Origin of the sequence: Microcella sp., from assembly GCF_025808395.1 — a bacterium.
GTDB lineage: Bacteria > Actinomycetota > Actinomycetes > Actinomycetales > Microbacteriaceae > Microcella.
In genome coordinates, this window is the sequence record NZ_CP075524.1 from 1915725 (window position 1) to 1932473 (window position 16749).

The following is a 16749-nucleotide window of genomic DNA, read 5'->3' on the forward strand; positions in this document are numbered from 1 at the left end:
GCGGAGTCGGCGCATGACCGCCCAACCCCCGGTGCACCTCGCCCACGGCGCCGTGAGCGCCACTGTTCTGCCCGACGAAGGCGGCGTTCTCATCGACCTGCTCGTGCACGGTCGGCCGGTGCTCGCCCGCACTCCCTGGGCAAGCGCTGTCGCACCGGCTGCACGACCGGCGCCCACCGAAGACGAATGGGTCGCGCGGTGGCGCGGCGGCTGGCAACTGTGTTTTCCGACGGCGGGCCAGCCCGACGCTCGCGCGCAGCCAGCCCAGTCGTTTCACGGAGTCGCGTCGCAAGCGCCGTGGCTGCTCGTGTCGCAGTCGACCGACAGCGCGGCGCTCGGCTGGAACGACCGCGAGGGCCTGTGGGCAGAGCGGCTCTGGCGCGCGACCGAGCACGGCATCTCGGTGGCCACGAGGGTCGGCAACGATGGCGATGACACTCGTGTGCTCGCTATCGCCGAGCACCTGATTCTCGGGGGCGACGTGCTCGCTGGGCCGTTAGCCATCGACGTCGACCCCGCGACGATGCTGCGCCCGCTCGACTATGCGGGCCTGCCCGCGGGCGATGCGACGCCGTGGCCGGGCGACGACGCAGAGCGGTTCACGATCGTCGATGCCGCGACTCCCGCGCGCGTCGCCGCGCTGCAGACTGTGCGCCCCCAGCGGGTGAAGGTCACCGGCCCGCACGTGCGGGCCGCGGTGAGCTGGCAGGGCGAGACGCTGCCGCACGCACTGCTGTGGCAAGAGCTCGGCGTCTCGACTGAGCCCCCGTGGAACGGCGAGGTGATGGCGCTCGGCATAGAACCCACCTCGACACCGCACGGCGGCGGAACCGCGCTCGACGATGGTCTCGTGCGGTTGCCGCCCGGAGGCGAGCTCACCTGGAGTGTCGACCTGCACGTGACCTGGACGAAAGAGACCCCATGACCCCACCTTCGACATCAGAACCGTTGCGCACGATCGTCACCGGCGCATCGAACGGCATCGGCGCGGCGATCGCCGACCGGCTGCGAGCCCGCGGCGACCGTGTCATCGGTCTCGATCGTGAGGAGGGGCCCGATGTCGTGCTCACCGACCTCGCAGACCCCGGTGCTCGCGCAAGCGGTGCCGCGACCGCGCTCGAGCGCCTGGGCGGCGTCGACGTGCTCGTGACCGTGGCGGGCATCTTTCGGCAGGGCTCGATTCACGACAGCGACTTCGACGACTGGCGCGCCGTCTGGGCGGTGAATCTGGATGCTCCCCTCGACCTCATGCGCCAGCTCAGCCCGCACATGATCGAGCAGGGGTTCGGGCGCATCGTGACGATCACGAGCGTGCACGCCCGACAGGCGCAACCGGGGTGCCTCGCCTATGACGTGTCGAAAGCGGGCCTCGAGGCCGCGACCCGTTCTGCTGCACTCGATCTCGCTCCGCACGGCGTGCTCGCCAACGCCGTCGCGCCGGGCTTCGTGCGCACGCGCATGAGCCTGCTGCCCGACGGATCCGACGAGACCGACACCGACGCATTCCGTCAGCAGTATGTCGAAAGCGGCAAGCTGCCGCTGGGCCGCGGTGCGCTGCCCACCGAGGTGGCACCGGCCGTCGACTTTCTCTCTGCACGCGAGAACACCTACATCACCGGCCAGGTGCTGACCGTCGACGGCGGTCTCACCATGACGTTCTAGGGGCACGAACGATGACGATGCTCGACGGTCTCGGCTTTCCTGAAGCACTGCGCTGGCGCGGAGAGTCTCTCTGGTTCAGCGACATGTTCCGCTCACGCGTGATGCGCTGGCAACCGGGCCGGCCGGCCGAGACCGTGCTCGACCTCGAGGGGGGCGGCCCCACCATGCCGGGTGGCCTCGGATGGCTGCCCGACGGTTCGCTGCTCGTCGTCGACTGCACCGAGCGTCGCCTGTTGCGCGAGCACGACGGCACCGTCACGACGCACGCCGACCTGTCGGGCCTGATGACGCATTCCGCGAACGACATGCACGTCGATCCTGACGGCACTGCCTGGGTGGGCGGCTACGGTTTCGACCCCGAGGCCGACGAGCCTGTCGCTGCGCCGCTCGTGCGCGTGCATCCCGATGGCACCGTCTCGACCACTGCGGCCGCCTTCGTCTTCGCGAACGGCTGCGAGCGCGAGGCGAGCGGGGCCTTGCTCGTGGCCGAGACCTTCGCCGACCGGGTGAGCGCGCTCTCGAGCCAGAACGAGCTCAGCGTGCGGGCGAGGCTCGCGTCGGGCAGCGGGCCAGACGGCCTGTCGATCGCACCAGACGGCACGGTCTATGTGGCACTGGCCTTCGCGGGCGCCCTCGTGCGCCTCGCGTCGGCCGACGCGGGGCCGGATGCTGCTGCCGAGCTCGTGCATGCCCCCAAGCCGATCGCCGACGGGCCGGGAGCCGGGCCGCTCGGCGTCTACGACTGCGCCGTGCACCCTGACGGCACCCGCATCGCGGTCGCGATGGCGAGCCTCGACGAGGCCCTCGCCGAGCGCGTCGACACCGGCCGCATCGTGTTACTCGATCTCTAGGGGTTCGTCGCGGCCTATGGTCGGGTCGCATCCTTCGTGCTCGGCCTGCTCGTCGCCGCCCTCTGGCCGCCCGTGCCGAGCTGGGTGCGCGTGGGGCTCGGCCCAGGCATCCTCGGCTCGTTCACGACGTTCTCGGCCCTCGCTATCTCGGTCGTCGCCCTGGCGCGCTCCGGCGAGGTCCTCGTCGCGTTGCTGTCGATCGTGCTGAGCATCGGGTTCGGGATGCTCTCCGCCTGGGCCGGCCTCGCCCTCGGTGCCCGGCTCAACCCGCGGCAGACTCCCGAATTCAAGGAAGTCGACGAGTGGCCCCCCTCGTGCTGCTCGCCGTCGCCGTGGGCGGAGCCCTCGGCGCCGTGCTGCGTCAACTCACGTCGGTGAATCTCGCGGGCCGCGGTCGTGTGCCGCTCGGCGTGCTCGTGGTCAACGTCGTCGGGTCGTTCATCGCCGGAGTCGCCCTCGGCGCCCCGCTCGACCCCACGGTGCAGCTGATTATCGTCAGCGGCCTGTGCGGCGGCCTCACAACCTTCAGCACCTTCGCCGTCGAGACCATTCAGCTCGTGATGGCCGGCAAGCACCGGGCCGCGCTCATGAGCGTCGGCCGAAACCTCGTCTTCGGCATCGCGGCTGCCCTGATCGGCCCCACGCTCGGCCTGTCCCTCGGCATCACCCTCGCCTGACCGGCCACTGACCAAGCAGCTGGCCAGGCGAGCAAATCCCACAATCCCATCTCGGCGGCCTCTGTCGTATTTGTGGTGTGGCGCCGAGAGACGCCGCAGATCATGCGGGCCAGTGTGCTCGAGAGCACTGCAGTGTTGGCTAGATCGGGCGCTCGCTGTAGGGCGTGATAGCCGACCTGTAAACCCAAACAGAAGTGGGTACTTGCAGCTAGACGTGGAAGCCAGGGCTGAGACCGGTGAGTTCGCTTCAAGGCAGGTGGAGTGGGGGTCGCTATGGCGAAAGTCTGCGAGCCACGTTCAATAAAGCAGCCAGGTCGCAGGCCAGGCGCTACACCACCCTTGCCAAAGTGACCGCTTCCTGGCCGAACGCGGACAGGTAGTCGTGATCGAGCCACCCATAGCCGCCGGCAGCCCAGCCTTCTCCCCAACTGTTCTGAACGAGAAAGTAGCGTTGCCCCGCAACCGTAGCTGCTCCGACGCACGCAACCGCGTGCCTGCCAAGGGGCTTCGAGGCTGAATTAACGGCAACCACTCCCGATGCGGGCGGCCAGTAGAACTCACCCGTCACCTCAATCACGACTAGCGCGAGCTGGCCTCGGGCAAGTACCGCTTCGAGCTCCGCTTCGACTCCGTCCCGAGCTAGTCGGAAGTGCAAAGAGGCACCCTGACGCCACGGTGGCAACCCGGCTCTAGATGGGGCTGGCTCAGTTAGTTCTGCTAGCCCAGGATTGAACGGCCAGTCGGCTAGGGTTGGTTGACCATCGCTCTTGAGCGCGTCTGCGATCGCGGCGGTCGAAGTTCCGTGTTCGCTGGTTCGGCCTTGACGATGGGCGTGCGCCCAAAGCGCTTCAGGAGCCAAAGAGGCGATATCCTCTCCCTCCCGCGTTCGCTCGGCTTCATGTACAAGAGACATGGCAAAGGGGACGCACAGAGGTCGATTGCCCTGGGAATGGACGACCTCCGTCACCTGACTTCGAAGATCGATGTCAGGGTACGTCACCCGTTCTCACCGATCACGGCGGCGATCCTAGAATTTTTCGCCCACTGCTGGGGGCCGTTAAGGATTTCGATCTCGAGGGCCATCTCCGCCACGGGAGGAGCGGGGTCGAACGGAGACGCGTAGATCAGCTCCACCTTCCAGACTCCCCTTCTTTCCGCGACAAGCGTCACAACGCGTTCGCCGCCATTGCCCACCAGGTCGGAAGCTGTCTCACTGCGTACGAAACGGTCGGCAACGGGGCGCAAGAGCTCTCCGGCCTCTCCGAGCCGAGGCGCTTCGATCGACTCTGCGGTCGCGAAACGGAGAGCAACACCGTTCCCAAAGGCGGGAGGCGCCGTTGTCTCGGCAGTTGCTTGAACCGCCTCGTCGTACGAGCCGCGCGACATCCATCGGTGGCCCGTAGACGGATTCTCCGCAAGGCAGAGGACCACATCGTCCCCGACGAATGCACTTACGGAGCGTTCACCAGGTTGACTCACGAGCCACACATCCGCCGCGGTATTTGTGGGGGCACGGTCACGCCCAAGTTCTCGCTTGATGCGTGAGGGGGGCACGCGCAGGAGATCGTCGCGGACTCCACGATCAATGAAGCTGAGGTTCTCAAGTTGGCGTGTGGCTGCTTCGTAGCTCACATGGAGGTCCCGGGCGATTGAGTACATCTGTACAGGTGTGACTTCACTATTCCGTCGTACCCCATAGCGACCAGCCACGCTGCCAACCAGAGGGAGCGGCATCAAGAAGTATGCAGCAAAGATCTGCGCTTCGCGCTCGCGAGGGACGGTGGATCCCACTCCGTATATCTCTGCGATGCCATCCGCAGCCGGATTCCCGGCCAATTGGTCGCGATGGAGAAACCAATGTCCAAGCTCATGAGCGGCTGTGTACCGCTGGGAACCGGGTCCGCGGGAAGTCGATATCAGCACGCCTGGTTGGGCCAGTTCAGCGGTGGGGTCGAGTATCGCGCCGAGCAGGCCTTCCAAAGGCTGAAATACCAGCTTCAGTCCTAGTTCGCCAAAGAGTGGAAACGGGTCAATCGGGAGAGACTGGTCGACACCAAGTTCGTTGAGCGCTTCGCCAGCAGCCTGCATCGCATCGAGAGCATGTTGCGCCACGCCTAGGACCGACTTTCGGGCACATTTCCCGATGCCAGGAACTGGGCGAACTTGAGTAACTGGACGCGATCGTTCTCCGTTAGACCCCTTGCTACGCGAAACAGCGCTGCATCCGCACCCACCTGTGTTGCTTCGTTTCCGAGCAACCACTCGACCCGACGGTCGTAAAGCTTCGCCAATTGCGCAAGTTCCGTAGCGCTGACATTCCGAGTTCCGGCCTCGATCGCATGCACGCTAGTCCTCTGGATGTTGAGTGCCGTGCTCACGTCCTCCTGTGTTAAGCCAACATATTCTCGCGACTCCTTCAGTCGCCGTGCGAGATCTTTCCGCTGTCCTTCAGTTGCATCAGTCATTCGTTTCTCCTAGAGCCGATGCGGTCGCAATCGCCAAATCTCCTTGGTGACTCATTGACAGCGACCAGTCGCAAATGCCGAGCAAGCTTGCTGCGCTCTTCGCGCTCTTCCGGAGGATGAGGGATGGGGCTACTCCTTCGATTGAGCGCACCTCTATATCGATCGGATCGATTGATCCGATTCCCCGGCCGAGAGCCTTGATTACTGCCTCCTTTGCGGCCCATCTTGTCGCCAGTCGATCCGAGCGACCGACCGAGTACTCGCGTTCGTGAGCCGTCCAAGTCGACTCTAAGAAGTAAGCTCCCCCCGCGGCGATGAGCTTTCCCATGTCCGAAATGCTCACGATATCCACACCATTGAAAACCCGTAGACGGCTCATTCGCTCAGGACCGCTCGTGCGGACTCCACCATCGAAGTGATCTCGCGCTTTCGGTACGGGTTGAACTCTGCGCTCACCTTTGTTGCGTGAATGACGAGCTCGCCGGGGGTGTATCCGGTCTGGTCGCACAAGAAGGCAAGCAACCTAGACAGGCCCACTAGGTTCCCGAAGCCCCTCGTGATCAGGAACCAGTTTCTGTATAGCGCGGTCAACGAAAGCCGCCCCTCGTGGACTGTCATTGAAATGTGCACGAGGCACGGAAACGACATCGTTCGGTTGTCATCGGCCGCGTACTCCATGATCGTGACGGCTTCACCAGGCTTCTCAAGCGTCAGATCAGCGGCGCTGTATGATGCTTGGTTTCTCTCGTGCGCGTTCCGAAGCTGCTCGACCCGCTTTGAAAGTTGGTTCACACCGCCCGCGTCTTTGCCGGGCCATGTAATCATGCGACTGAAGTAGGTGCCCCGCCTGTTGGTCGGCTCGGTCTTGAGGGTTTCGAGCATGTCGATGTAGTTCTCATATAGACGCGTGGCACACGCGTTGAGCTTTTCCTCGCTTGCCTTACTCATGCCAGGGAACCAACTCGGTCCAGAGTTGCGGTACAGCGATCTCGGGAACAGAGTGTTGGCGACCGTCTCGACTCGTTGCCGCTTGGCCCCGGCTAGCGCCATTCCTACGAGGTCTGCCACTCCAGCGTGTGGGTCGCTAAGAGGATCGGTGACCGTCAACACAAGGTTGGTAGTGACTCCGCTCCTGTATGTGACGGCCACGTCGAGAGCGTCAACCCAAGCCTCGGCAATGTTTGCGCGCGGGGGGATGCTGACGGTCATGCAGTCACCGGTTTCCGCGCTTGCAAAGCTGAGAAGATCAGTGCCGACACTGCGGCCATCGTGGCCCAGTTTCTTTCTGCGACCTTAGACAGCTTGATGAGACGCTTCTTGCCAAACAACGCGTTGAAGCGATTCACCGCTAGCACGGCCTGTGGGGACTCTAGGACTGGGGAGCCGTCCGTGCTCACCGCAGTGCTGCTGGCGAACTCTGCGGGGGTCTCGCCGTACGCGCCCGCGATCGTGTCCTCGACGATCGCGCGAACCTCAACAGCGGACAAGGTATACGCGTCGTCGACTGACATGGGGAATACCGCAGTTCGCGGTGTTGCCATCATCGTCATAACTCTAGTGTCAGATATTCCGACACTAATGTCAAGTAATCACACTGACACGAGTTGCGGCTGGCGCGTTACATCGACAACGTGCTCATCCTTGGAAAGATGAGGGTTGATTCCCCACTTAGGCGGAAAGAAGAACTCGAGCGGCTCTGTAGAAGCTGAGAATCTCGCTTTGATCCGGCTCCGGGCGCTAAGGAGCTCCGGGACGGCCTCCCGGCAGTACTTGTCCGTTTCGCAGAAGAGACCCTGAGCGTCTATCGCATGTAACCGGCGACCCCAGAGCCCGTTGAACTCGTAGCCGAGTCGATCGAACTCAGCTTCCTGGTGGTCGACCATCCACATGATCGCCTCGCGAGGACTCAGCCCGTTCAGGTCAAGGAAAACCTTCTTGATTCCGCGTACGGCTCCAGGGCCGGGCTGCGTGAAGTCGTTCTCTGAAAAGTTGATCGGCTCCGAATAGTTCAGGTCAATTGCCGTCTGATATGACATAAAGTCACCCATTAGCGGAAACTCGTGCAGCATCAGGTAGATGCTTTCGAGCGAAGCTGCCGCTAGCAGCCTATCCGCGAGACTCTCCATTAGGAACATGTGCTGAAACAGCGACACGTGGTTCAAATGCTTGAGTGACTGACCATACGCATCGGTCGCGCAAAGTATGAACGCACCCGTGTAGAGGCCGCCATTCTCAGCACGAGTCTCCGAAAGGGCCCGCTCAAAACTGCCATCAGCCAGATCCTGCAATCTTGGCGATCTCTCGAGCTTTGTCGTGACGGAATTCCACGTGCGAATGTTGCTGAAGGTACGGAAAGCGACGATCTGGAAGAGTCGGTCCTGCGGAGTCGAGTCGTCCTGCTTGTACGCCACATCACGGATCATGTACTGGCTTACCCGGTCGGCCGCGCGGAAGACGTTGCAGAACTTGAACTCCTGCAAGATTGGATCGTGCGTCCACGGCCACGGCGCACCGCTAACACGAGCCTCAAATGCCTTCTGTCTCTCAGCCGCGAACTTCCAATAGAGCTCGTACACACCGGGTCGGGGGATGGGATTCCTCATAATGAGTTCTTCTCCGTTATTTCTGTTTCATGAATACGCCGGTTCCGTGCAGATTGAAGAAGCGATCGTCGTCTGCCAACAGCTCTCTTGCGGCCATCCTCTCGCCTAATGTGTAGCGGAAACGTGCGACACCCGTTAGGTGATCGAAGACGATCGCGCCCCCAGTCACCACGTTCTCACGCATGGCCTCGATCGCCGCCCTCGCCGAGCTGTAGTTGTCCGTGTCGACGAAGCCAACGACGACCGGAGTCTGGCCGAGCTGGTTGGCAGTCTCGACGATGTCGCCTCGGATGAGCTCAACACCATCGGCCTCGAGGTAGCGCTCGACAGAAGCGAAGTCGGTGAATACAGCACCAGGGTGAGCGTACATATCGAGCGCAGATCGACGCGGTGGGAACCCGCCGAACGTGTCGAAGCCGATCACACGCCATTCACGAGCAAAGGCCTTCGCCAATCGAGCCAGGAACATCGTTGTCCCACCCTTGAACACGCCGAACTCGACAATCGCGCCCTCGAGATCTAAGCGTGCCGCATTCCGAACACACTCGTACAGGTGTATCAAGGTATTTGGATAGCCGTTCGCGATCGAAGGCACATGTAGGTTCGCTAGCGTCTGCTCAAAGAGGTCATCCCGAAACTCATAGTGCGCGTACCCGGCGATAATTATGCTCGGGGCGTACTTGAGATAAGGCAGGGCGTCTCGAATCGCAGCTTCCTTGGACAGGTCCTCGGCGACCACAATAACTTCGGGAGCGTCAGTAGCGAGAGTGCTCAGCGCGCGCGATACCCCCGACGCAGTCGCCGTCGGGCCGTCGCCGTACCAACGCACCGTGCACGCCGGCGAACGGCGGGACATTAGTTCAATGACTTCATGCCCAACTTCATCGGATCCGATGACGCCGAAGCGAGTCGCACCACCGGCGACTTGCTCGAAGATGTCCTCTCGCAGCTTTGCCCTGTCTTCCGGCCGCATCTCTATTCGAACTCTCGTCGGAGAGCGGAGAGGGGATTTGGAGTTCCGCTGGCTACCGCCATGAGGACCCTCGCGGCGAGGTCAGATAGTCGACGAGCTGCGGCGACCTTCTCCTCCATCGATGGCGAACCGAGACGCACGAGCTTGTCCACCTTGTCAAACTGTTGAACGACCGCCTCAACCTCCGCCTCGATCTTTCCGAAGTCTCCTCGGAGACCACGTTGCGTGATCAGCTCTTCGAAACCCAATGGTCCATCGCTAAACCCTGATCCACTGCGGCCGAATATCGCTCGAGCAGCTGACTCGTCTTGATCTGCGAGGTAGGTCTCGTACTTCAGCGCGTACACAAAGAGGTCCGCTGCAGTGTCAATCAGTGACTCACTCCCAGACGGAGACCCGCCGATCACGTTCCCGATTCGGTCAGCTTTACGCGCGATGTTCGCGAGAATGCTGACTTGTTCCCCCCGCCGCTTCCACGAGTCGCCGTACGAAGCGTCTTTTGAACGGTGCAACTCTGCCAGCACCGACTCGAGGGCGCCGGTTTCATGATCTTCCGGCGGCTGTTCAAGTAGATCGCGCGAGTCCTTGAATAGCAACTCGCGCAACGCGAAGGCTGTGTCCGTCTTGCCGATTTCGCCAACAAGTCGCCGAAGAGCAAGGTCGCTTGCCCCATGCTGCTTGGCCCACTTGATCTGGACTGCGTAGAGAAAGTCGCGTAGGAGGGGGTCTGGGAAATTCTTGATGTCCTGCGCTCGATTATCGCCAGCGCGCAGTCCGGCTTCGATCTCGAACCAATGGCCTACCGTAGCGTCGAACGATTCCCACGGAGTCGCGAAACTAACCGGGTTCCATCCCGACTCGTAGCCAGAACGTGCGTCGAATTGCGACAAGCAGCGGTCGGCGCGCGCCTCGAACTCGTCATACAAATGCAGCGAGGATATGAAGAAGCTGGCACTGCCAACTGAAGCACCGAGCCAGAAAGCCATGGCCTCGTGCAGCACGCTCCACTCGAAAGTGTTTATCCCCGAGAAGCCCCAGAGGATGTCGTTAGACCGAATCACGATGTTGAGATCGAGGCGACCGTCGCGGAGCATGAAGTGCAGCCAGTTGTTGCAAGGGACGTCTTTGCTTGCGTTGTCGAAGTCCTGCGCCGGATCGTAAAGAGCGGCGACCGCGCGACGGGACGTTGGATCGTTCAGCAGGAGCTGTCGTATCTGGTCAATTTGGTCTACCAAGTCTCCCCATGCTCGAAGCCGCGGGCCATACGCCGCACGCCAAACTGCGCCGTCATCGGAGTAGTCCGTCGCGCGAGTCAGGTAGCGAGAAAGGAACTCCATGTCCGAACGACCGGCGAGGACCCACATGGTTTCCGCGATTGTGGCCACACAGTCGTTGCCGCGGCCTGGAACAGTGATGAATCGCTCGCGAGGGTTCGTCAAGATAACCAGACGGGCGAGGAGCTCGTGGGTTGTTCGACCCCTTACCTCTACTGGCCTGCCTTGCTGTCGAACACTGTGGAGTTCACGAACGAATGCAAACGTCGCATTTCGATAACGCATTGAACCTCCTGATCGAAGCACGTAGCGGGTGCGGTCGGTGTTTCCGGATCACGGATCGGCGGTCTGCGGCCCTAGATGCTCCATTGCAAGCCCGTTGTGCGCAAGGTTCGCTGACTTGATGAGAGGTTATCGACTTGTTGAGTCACTTCCAGGTTCACACGCCGAAATCTTCACTTTGCACTCTGGGCCCCTGCATGATGCGTAGGCGAGAGACACCACGAGAGGCGGCCGTTCAGCAGGCGAATACAGCCACGCCAGCAAACTCATTTGATAGCCAACTCGGGACAGCCTGGTCAGCAAGCACGTCTCTCACATAGTCGGGCGCTTCCCAGCGCAAGCCATCGAGTATCTCTGAGTAGTAGGGGCGGCCATAGTGTCCAGTGTCATCTGGCAACTTGCGAAACACGGACTCGGTGCCACGAGTGACCGTGGCTTCCGCAGCGGCGCTATGCGATAGCCATCGATTTGAGCAAACGCGGTCGAACAACAGTTGTGCGACTCGCCGAGCACCCCCCTGCTCCCCTTCGAGGAACTCTGCCAAATCCGTATCGGCCAAGTGAAGGTTCCGATCCCAGATGGGCGCCGCAATAACTCTTGGATCAAGCACATCTTCCAGAGGCAGCGCGATGTCCAGCATCAGCGATACCTCCTGGTCGTGTGCACCTACCGCTGAAGCGAGAACGATGGCGGGAGCCAGCGACACGGTTGCGCGTTCACACGACACACACGCTTCGAAGTGCTTCGGCGCCCGACAGAACGCGCCCTGGCGCGCGTTTACCGTTCCCAAGTAGAGGGCGTAAATCGGCGGTACCCGAAGATCAAGTCCGGCCCGTAAGAGGTTCTGCCGTTGTCGCCCAAGGTCGTAATCGAAGTCAATATCCCACGCCGAAGCTTCTCGTTTCAGACGTTTGGCTTGTACCACCATGCCGAACGCCTCGCCTTTTGAGTCCACCCACCACCAGAGCCAGTCAGCACCAACGCGCTTCTCCTGATGACGGGTGAAGGGAGCGAACTTTACAACCGGGAACGCTGCAGCCAAAAGCAACTCGGTCACGGGCTCCTCGTGCCAGGAGGCCCCGGCCGCTTCGTACACGGACATGTGTTCGCTTGCCGCAATGCGAGCTCTGCGAAGGGCCTCGTGTGGCGTTTCTGCAGGGTACATGTGGACGATGCTCTCAGACCTAGGTGCAGATGGTCAGCAAAGATGAGCCGGTGGTGCGTAACCGCAGACATCCACGCAAGACGATGCGCGGCGGGTCGAGTGCGGAAAGTCGACCGTGTCCTGATGCAATCAGGTGAGCCGCACTCTTTGGGGTGCGGCTCGCCAGCATTAGCCGTTCCCCGAATGAGCAAGGTGCGTCTTCTACATACCAGCCAGCGCAAAGAGAATGTGAGCCTTGCGCCCGAGTGTCTGGGATCGCAATGCCGATGACTTGGAGCGGCGAGGTGAAAGCAACCGAGATCGAGTTGGCCACGCCCCTGACCCAGCGCAATGTGAACCCTCGCCTGACCGGCCGCCCGCAAGCAGCCGGCCAGGCGAGCACCACACCACCACCTACCCCTTCTCAGCGCCCTCCGTCGTGTTCATGATGCGACGCTGGAAGATGAAGAACAGCACGGCCACCGGAATGCTCATGAGCACGGCGGCTGCGAGCTGCAGCGGGAACTGGTTGCCGGCGCCGAGCGTGCCTGACACGAGCTGGGCGACGCCGACCGTCAGCGTGTTGAGCTCTTGACTCTGACGGCTGACGATGAAATGGCCCAGTTCGTTCCACGAACCTTGGAACGAAAGGATGAAGATCGTCACGAGCGCAGGCGTCGCCATCGGCAGCACGACCGACCAGAAGCGCCGGAAGTTGCCGGCGCCGTCGATGCGCGCCGCCTCTTCGATCGACTCAGGAATCGAGTCGAAGAACTGCTTCATGATGAACACCCCGGCTGCTGTCGAGAGCAGCGGAATGATCATGCCGCCGTACGTGTCGTAGAGCCCGATCTGGTTGAGGATCAAGAACCGCGGAATCAGCAGCACGACGCCCGGCACCGACAAGATGCCGATGAAGAGCACGAAGATCACGGTGCGTCCGCGAAACTTCAGCCTCGAGAGCGCGTAGCCGGCCATCGAGTCGAACAGCACTCGACCGACCGTCACGCACACGGTGATGAGCACCGTGTTGCCCGCCCAGAGCGGGAACGGCGAGTTCGCGAACAGTCGCTCGTAGGCGGCGAAGGTGATCGTCGCGGGAATCAGGGCCAGCGGGTCTTGCGTCGCCTCAGCATCCGTCTTGAATGACCCCGAGATCGAGATCAAGAACGGGTAGATGTAGACGAGCGCGAGGAAGATCAGCATGAGATAGCCGAGCAGGATGCTGCTGCGCGCCTTTGCGCCGAGCTTCTTGCGTCGCACCTTGGCGGCCGCAGCCGCCTTGGCCTTCGAGGTCGGCTCGGGCGAAGACGCACTTGCTTCGGGCTTGAGATCGGTCATGACACACCTCCCTTGACGGCTGTCTGCGCGACGCCGCGCTTCTTCGGCGCGCGATCACGCAGAATCCAGCGCTGCAGCAGCGTGAGCAGAATGATGAACACGAACAGGATGAACGCGATGGCCGCGCCCTGACCCCACTGCAGGTCGATGAACGACGACTCGTAGAGCAGGTAAGCCGGCGTCATGAGCGTGCCGCCCGGGGCTCCTCCACCGAGGATGTAGATCTGGTCGAACACCTGCCACGAGCCGATCAACCCCAGCGTGAGCACGGTGAAGAGCGTCGGCTTGAGCATCGGTAGCGTGATGGAGAAGAACTTGCGAAACGGCCCCGCGCCATCCATGAGCGCCGCCTCTTCGATCTCGGCACCAATGCTCTGCAGTGCTGCCAAGAACAGCAGCATGAAGGTGCCCGAAGTCGTGAAGACCGCCAAGAAGATGAGCACCATCATGGCGACGGAGGGGCCGCTCAGCCACTCCCACCAGCTGACACCGAGCATCCCACCGTCGGCGAGAAAAGGGGGAGGCGTCGTGAGCCCGAAGATGCTGACGAAGCCGTGGAAAATGCCCGTCGGGTCGTTGAACCAGTTGGGGCCTTGGATGCCAATGGCACGCAGCACCGCGTTCACGGCGCCGGTGCCGAGAAAGAGAAACTGGAAGACGATCACGATGGCGACCGACGAGGTCACCGACGGAAAGTAGAAGGCGGTGCGGAAGAAGCCGCGACCCTTCAACACAGCGCGGTTCACCTGCACGGCCAAGAAGAGCGAGAGAGCAGTTTGCAGCGGCACGACGAGCAGCACGTAATAGAAGTTGTTGCGAATCGAGCGCCCGAAGTTGCGTTGATCAAGGCCGTCTTCGACCGTGATCGCCGCGTAGTTCTCGAGCCCGACGAAGTTCACGCGGGGGTTCAAGGGCGACTGAAAGCCGTTCCAGTCGCTCACGCTCACCCAGAAGGCGAGCAGAACCGGAATGGCCAAGAAGACGACCGTGATGATCACCGCCGGAGCGATGAACAGATAGCCGGCGCGGGCCTCGCCGCGGCGGATTCCTCCGCCGCGGCGAGTGCGCTGTGCAGCGCGTGCCATTGCTTTACTGCGCCGAATCGAATGCCGCTTGCAGGTTCGTCTGCAGCGACGCGAGGATGCTCGCGGGGTTGGCGGCGCCGAACGTCTCGAGCTCGCTGTTGAACTCGGTGAGCACGGCTGCCGCACCGGCGAACGACACGGGGCTGACCGCGTAGTCGACACCGGCGACGAAGGCCGCGTTCTCGGGGAACTGCTCGGCGTAAGCAGCCGAACCCGAGGTGGTGGAGGGGATCACGCCGAAGGCGGCGGCGGCAGCAAGCTGCTCGTCGTCACTCGTCAAGAACTCGATGAACTGCATCGACGCATCGCGCGTCGGCGAGTCGATCGGCATGCCCCAGCACGTGGCGAACGAGAACGTCGACGGGCCCGCGGGGCCCGCCGGCAGCTCGACCGAGATGAACTCGCGGTCGGGAAAGTCGTTCTGCATGGCGCCATTGATCCACGGGCCCTCGATCACCATGGCCGCGCGACCGAGACCGAAGGCTTCTCCGCCCCAGCCCGACTCGAGGTCGGGCGGGAAGGCGAGCGAGCCTTCGTCGACGAGGCTCTGCACGTAGGCGAGACCCTCAGCGTTCTCGGCCGAGTCAGCGGTGACCTCGCCGTTGTCGATGAGCGTGCCACCGGCCTGGTTCATGAAGACACCCACGCGGGCATACTCGCGACCCATCGAGAGGCCGACCTGGCCATCAGTGGTGAGCGTGGCGGCAACCGCCGACAGGTCGTCCCATGTGGTGGGCACGTCAGCGTCGGTGAGGCCAGCGGCCGCCCACGCGTCGGTGTTGATCTGCAGACCGAGCGTCGAGAAGTCTTTCGGCGCGCAGTAGAACTCGTCCTGGTAGCTGAACTGCTCTTGCAGTGCGGGCAAGAACTCGCCCGCGTTCGCCAGGTCAGCTGCGTAGGGCTCAAGGAAGCCCTGCGCCGCGTAGGTCTGGAACTGGTCCCACGGCAAATAGAACACGTCGGGCGCACTGTTGCCGGCGAAGCCCTGACCGAGTTGCTGAATGAGGTCGTTGGCGATGATGACCTCGACCTCGGTGCCCGTCTCTTCGGTGAAGCGAGCTGCCGCGTCTTCGTAGTAGCCCGACTCTGCCGGGCTCGACGATGCGATGAGCATCGACAGCGATTCGGTTTCACTTGATCCGTTGCCGCTCTCGCTAGCCGGCGTGCACGCGGCTAGAGTGACGACGAGCCCCGCGGCGAGAGCAGCGGCGCTCCATTGTGATGTCCTCACGATGTTTCCTTTCGATGAGTGATTGCCGGGGCTTCAGGCACCGGTGGTCTCGCCGAACGCACGGTGGGTAGACCGACGTTCGACAAGTCGAGGCACGAGCAGCCGATTCGTCGGCTGCTCGTTGCTGTCTGGATTCGGCAAGACGACATCGCCGTCGGGCCCGAACAGCAGAGTCAGGGTGGCCGCGACAACCTCGTCGAGCGGCTGGTCGATGCTCGACAGCCCGATCGCCGACGCAACCGGGGTGTTGTCAAACCCGACGACGGGCAGTTCGGGCTGCCCGAGCGCGGTCGCGGCCATCGATGCGCCGAGCGCGAGCGAGTCGCTCGCGCACACGATCGCATCGCACGGCTCGTCGAGCGCCAGCAGGTGACGGGCCGAGGCCGAACCCTGGTCGACGCCGTCTTCGGTGACCACTTGGTAGGTCGCCAGGCCGTCGGCGTCGAAGCCACTTGCCTCTTCCCACCCCGCGCGGCGCTCGTCACCCGTGCCCGAGGGGCTCGGCCAGCCGATGTAGCCGACGCGCGAGCATCCGGATGCTCGCAATTTCGCCGTCGCATCGCGCACGCCCGCCCGGCCATCGACGTCGACCCAGCGGTGCCGCGGGTCGTCGAGCGACGCGCCCCACGGCCGCCCGAACGACACGAACGGCACCTCGTGCTCGATGAGCCACGAGATGCGCGGGTCGCCGTGAAAGGTCGCGATGAGAATGAAGGCGTCGATGTCGCTGCCATCGCGCAGGCGGCGGATGTGCGCGAGCTCGTCTTCGGCGCCGTTGGCCGTGAAGATCATGACCCGCAGGTCGCGCTCGTCGGCCTGCTCGGCAAGCTTGTGCACGAAGCGGTCGAGCACGGCGCCCGAAATGCCGTCGCGCAACGGGTCGAGGCGCAGACCGATCGTCGATGACTTGCGGGTGCGCAGACGACGAGCCGAAGCGTGCGGCCGGTAGCCGAGCCGGTCGATGGCCTCTTGCACCCTGACGCGGGTTTCTTCCCGCACGATCTGGGGCGAATTGATGACATTCGAGACGGTCTGGCGTGAGACCTGCGCGGCCTCGGCGACATCGTCGACGGTGGGCATCTTCGCCATCATCCGCCCCCTTTGGTGGTCTGCCCGCCGTGCTGATGAGATTCGGCGAGAAATTCGATCGATCCATTTTGA

19 protein-coding genes are annotated in these 16749 nt (G+C 62.8%); 5 read left to right on the top strand and 14 right to left on the bottom strand.

From position 1 onward, the window contains the following. Window positions 1-13 precede the first annotated feature (13 nt). The 5 genes from KIT89_RS09315 to crcB are packed head-to-tail and all read left to right on the top strand — an operon-like array spanning window position 14 to window position 3190. A complete protein-coding gene (locus KIT89_RS09315; RefSeq protein ID WP_297600677.1) occupies window positions 14-925 on the top strand; it encodes a hypothetical protein in 912 nt (303 codons plus the stop codon). Further along, complete coding sequence (locus tag KIT89_RS09320) at window positions 922-1662, top strand: SDR family NAD(P)-dependent oxidoreductase (protein ID WP_297600680.1); 741 nt, start codon at window positions 922-924, stop codon at window positions 1660-1662. Before KIT89_RS09315 ends, KIT89_RS09320 begins: the two co-directional genes overlap by 4 nt. A gap of 11 nt (window positions 1663-1673) precedes the next feature. Continuing rightward, window positions 1674-2513 (top strand): SMP-30/gluconolactonase/LRE family protein, encoded by an 840-nt coding sequence (locus tag KIT89_RS09325; protein WP_297600683.1) that lies wholly within the window; start codon window positions 1674-1676, stop codon window positions 2511-2513. A gap of 36 nt (window positions 2514-2549) precedes the next feature. Further along, window positions 2550-2891, top strand: a complete 342-nt coding sequence (locus KIT89_RS09330) for a CrcB family protein (RefSeq protein WP_297600686.1) — start codon at window positions 2550-2552, stop codon at window positions 2889-2891. Then, entirely contained in the window at window positions 2816-3190 is a 375-nt protein-coding gene (gene crcB / locus KIT89_RS09335) for a fluoride efflux transporter CrcB (protein ID WP_297600689.1), read from the top strand. Before KIT89_RS09330 ends, crcB begins: the two co-directional genes overlap by 76 nt. 328 nt (window positions 3191-3518) lie before the next feature. On the opposite strand, the gene KIT89_RS13600 is transcribed toward crcB, so the two are convergent. The 14 genes from KIT89_RS13600 to KIT89_RS09395 all read right to left on the bottom strand — a co-directional run bounded on the left by KIT89_RS13600 (window position 3519) and on the right by KIT89_RS09395 (window position 16680). Further along, window positions 3519-4190, bottom strand: coding sequence for a C1 family peptidase (locus KIT89_RS13600; RefSeq protein ID WP_367275866.1), 672 nt, complete (start codon window positions 4188-4190; stop codon window positions 3519-3521). Further along, window positions 4187-5302: an ImmA/IrrE family metallo-endopeptidase gene (locus KIT89_RS09340; protein ID WP_297600691.1), complete on the bottom strand. Its 1116-nt coding sequence runs from the start codon at window positions 5300-5302 to the stop codon at window positions 4187-4189. Before KIT89_RS09340 ends, KIT89_RS13600 begins: the two co-directional genes overlap by 4 nt. A 2-nt stretch (window positions 5303-5304) precedes the next feature. Then, window positions 5305-5655 carry a helix-turn-helix transcriptional regulator gene (locus KIT89_RS09345; protein ID WP_297600694.1) on the bottom strand — a complete coding sequence of 117 codons (351 nt, stop codon included), beginning with the start codon at window positions 5653-5655 and terminating at the stop codon, window positions 5305-5307. Further along, window positions 5648-6034 (bottom strand): holo-ACP synthase, encoded by a 387-nt coding sequence (locus KIT89_RS13605; RefSeq protein WP_367275867.1) that lies wholly within the window; start codon window positions 6032-6034, stop codon window positions 5648-5650. The genes KIT89_RS09345 and KIT89_RS13605 overlap by 8 nt, the downstream gene beginning before the upstream one ends. After that, window positions 6031-6864, bottom strand: coding sequence for a hypothetical protein (locus KIT89_RS09350; protein WP_297600696.1), 834 nt, complete (start codon window positions 6862-6864; stop codon window positions 6031-6033). Before KIT89_RS09350 ends, KIT89_RS13605 begins: the two co-directional genes overlap by 4 nt. After that, window positions 6861-7205, bottom strand: coding sequence for a hypothetical protein (locus KIT89_RS09355; RefSeq protein ID WP_297600698.1), 345 nt, complete (start codon window positions 7203-7205; stop codon window positions 6861-6863). Before KIT89_RS09355 ends, KIT89_RS09350 begins: the two co-directional genes overlap by 4 nt. Before the next feature lie 39 nt (window positions 7206-7244). Then, window positions 7245-8258, bottom strand: coding sequence for a nucleotide kinase domain-containing protein (locus KIT89_RS09360; protein ID WP_297600700.1), 1014 nt, complete (start codon window positions 8256-8258; stop codon window positions 7245-7247). A 16-nt stretch (window positions 8259-8274) separates the two neighbouring features. After that, the gene (locus KIT89_RS09365; protein ID WP_297600702.1) at window positions 8275-9231 is read right to left on the bottom strand and encodes a TylF/MycF/NovP-related O-methyltransferase; all 957 of its coding nucleotides are present in this window, start codon (window positions 9229-9231) and stop codon (window positions 8275-8277) included. A gap of 2 nt (window positions 9232-9233) precedes the next feature. Beyond that, complete coding sequence (locus KIT89_RS09370; RefSeq protein ID WP_297600704.1) at window positions 9234-10790, bottom strand: thymidylate synthase; 1557 nt, start codon at window positions 10788-10790, stop codon at window positions 9234-9236. 232 nt (window positions 10791-11022) lie between these two features. After that, window positions 11023-11844 carry a hypothetical protein gene (locus tag KIT89_RS09375; RefSeq protein WP_297600706.1) on the bottom strand — a complete coding sequence of 274 codons (822 nt, stop codon included), beginning with the start codon at window positions 11842-11844 and terminating at the stop codon, window positions 11023-11025. 501 nt (window positions 11845-12345) lie between these two features. Continuing rightward, entirely contained in the window at window positions 12346-13137 is a 792-nt protein-coding gene (locus tag KIT89_RS09380) for a carbohydrate ABC transporter permease (RefSeq protein WP_297603952.1), read from the bottom strand. Between the two features lie 131 nt (window positions 13138-13268). After that, window positions 13269-14357: a carbohydrate ABC transporter permease gene (locus KIT89_RS09385; protein ID WP_297600709.1), complete on the bottom strand. Its 1089-nt coding sequence runs from the start codon at window positions 14355-14357 to the stop codon at window positions 13269-13271. Window positions 14358-14361: 4 nt separating this feature from the next. Further along, the gene (locus KIT89_RS09390) at window positions 14362-15588 is read right to left on the bottom strand and encodes a sugar ABC transporter substrate-binding protein (RefSeq protein ID WP_297600712.1); all 1227 of its coding nucleotides are present in this window, start codon (window positions 15586-15588) and stop codon (window positions 14362-14364) included. 33 nt (window positions 15589-15621) lie between these two features. After that, window positions 15622-16680 carry a LacI family DNA-binding transcriptional regulator gene (locus KIT89_RS09395; protein ID WP_297600715.1) on the bottom strand — a complete coding sequence of 353 codons (1059 nt, stop codon included), beginning with the start codon at window positions 16678-16680 and terminating at the stop codon, window positions 15622-15624. Between the last annotated feature and the right edge of the window lie 69 nt (window positions 16681-16749).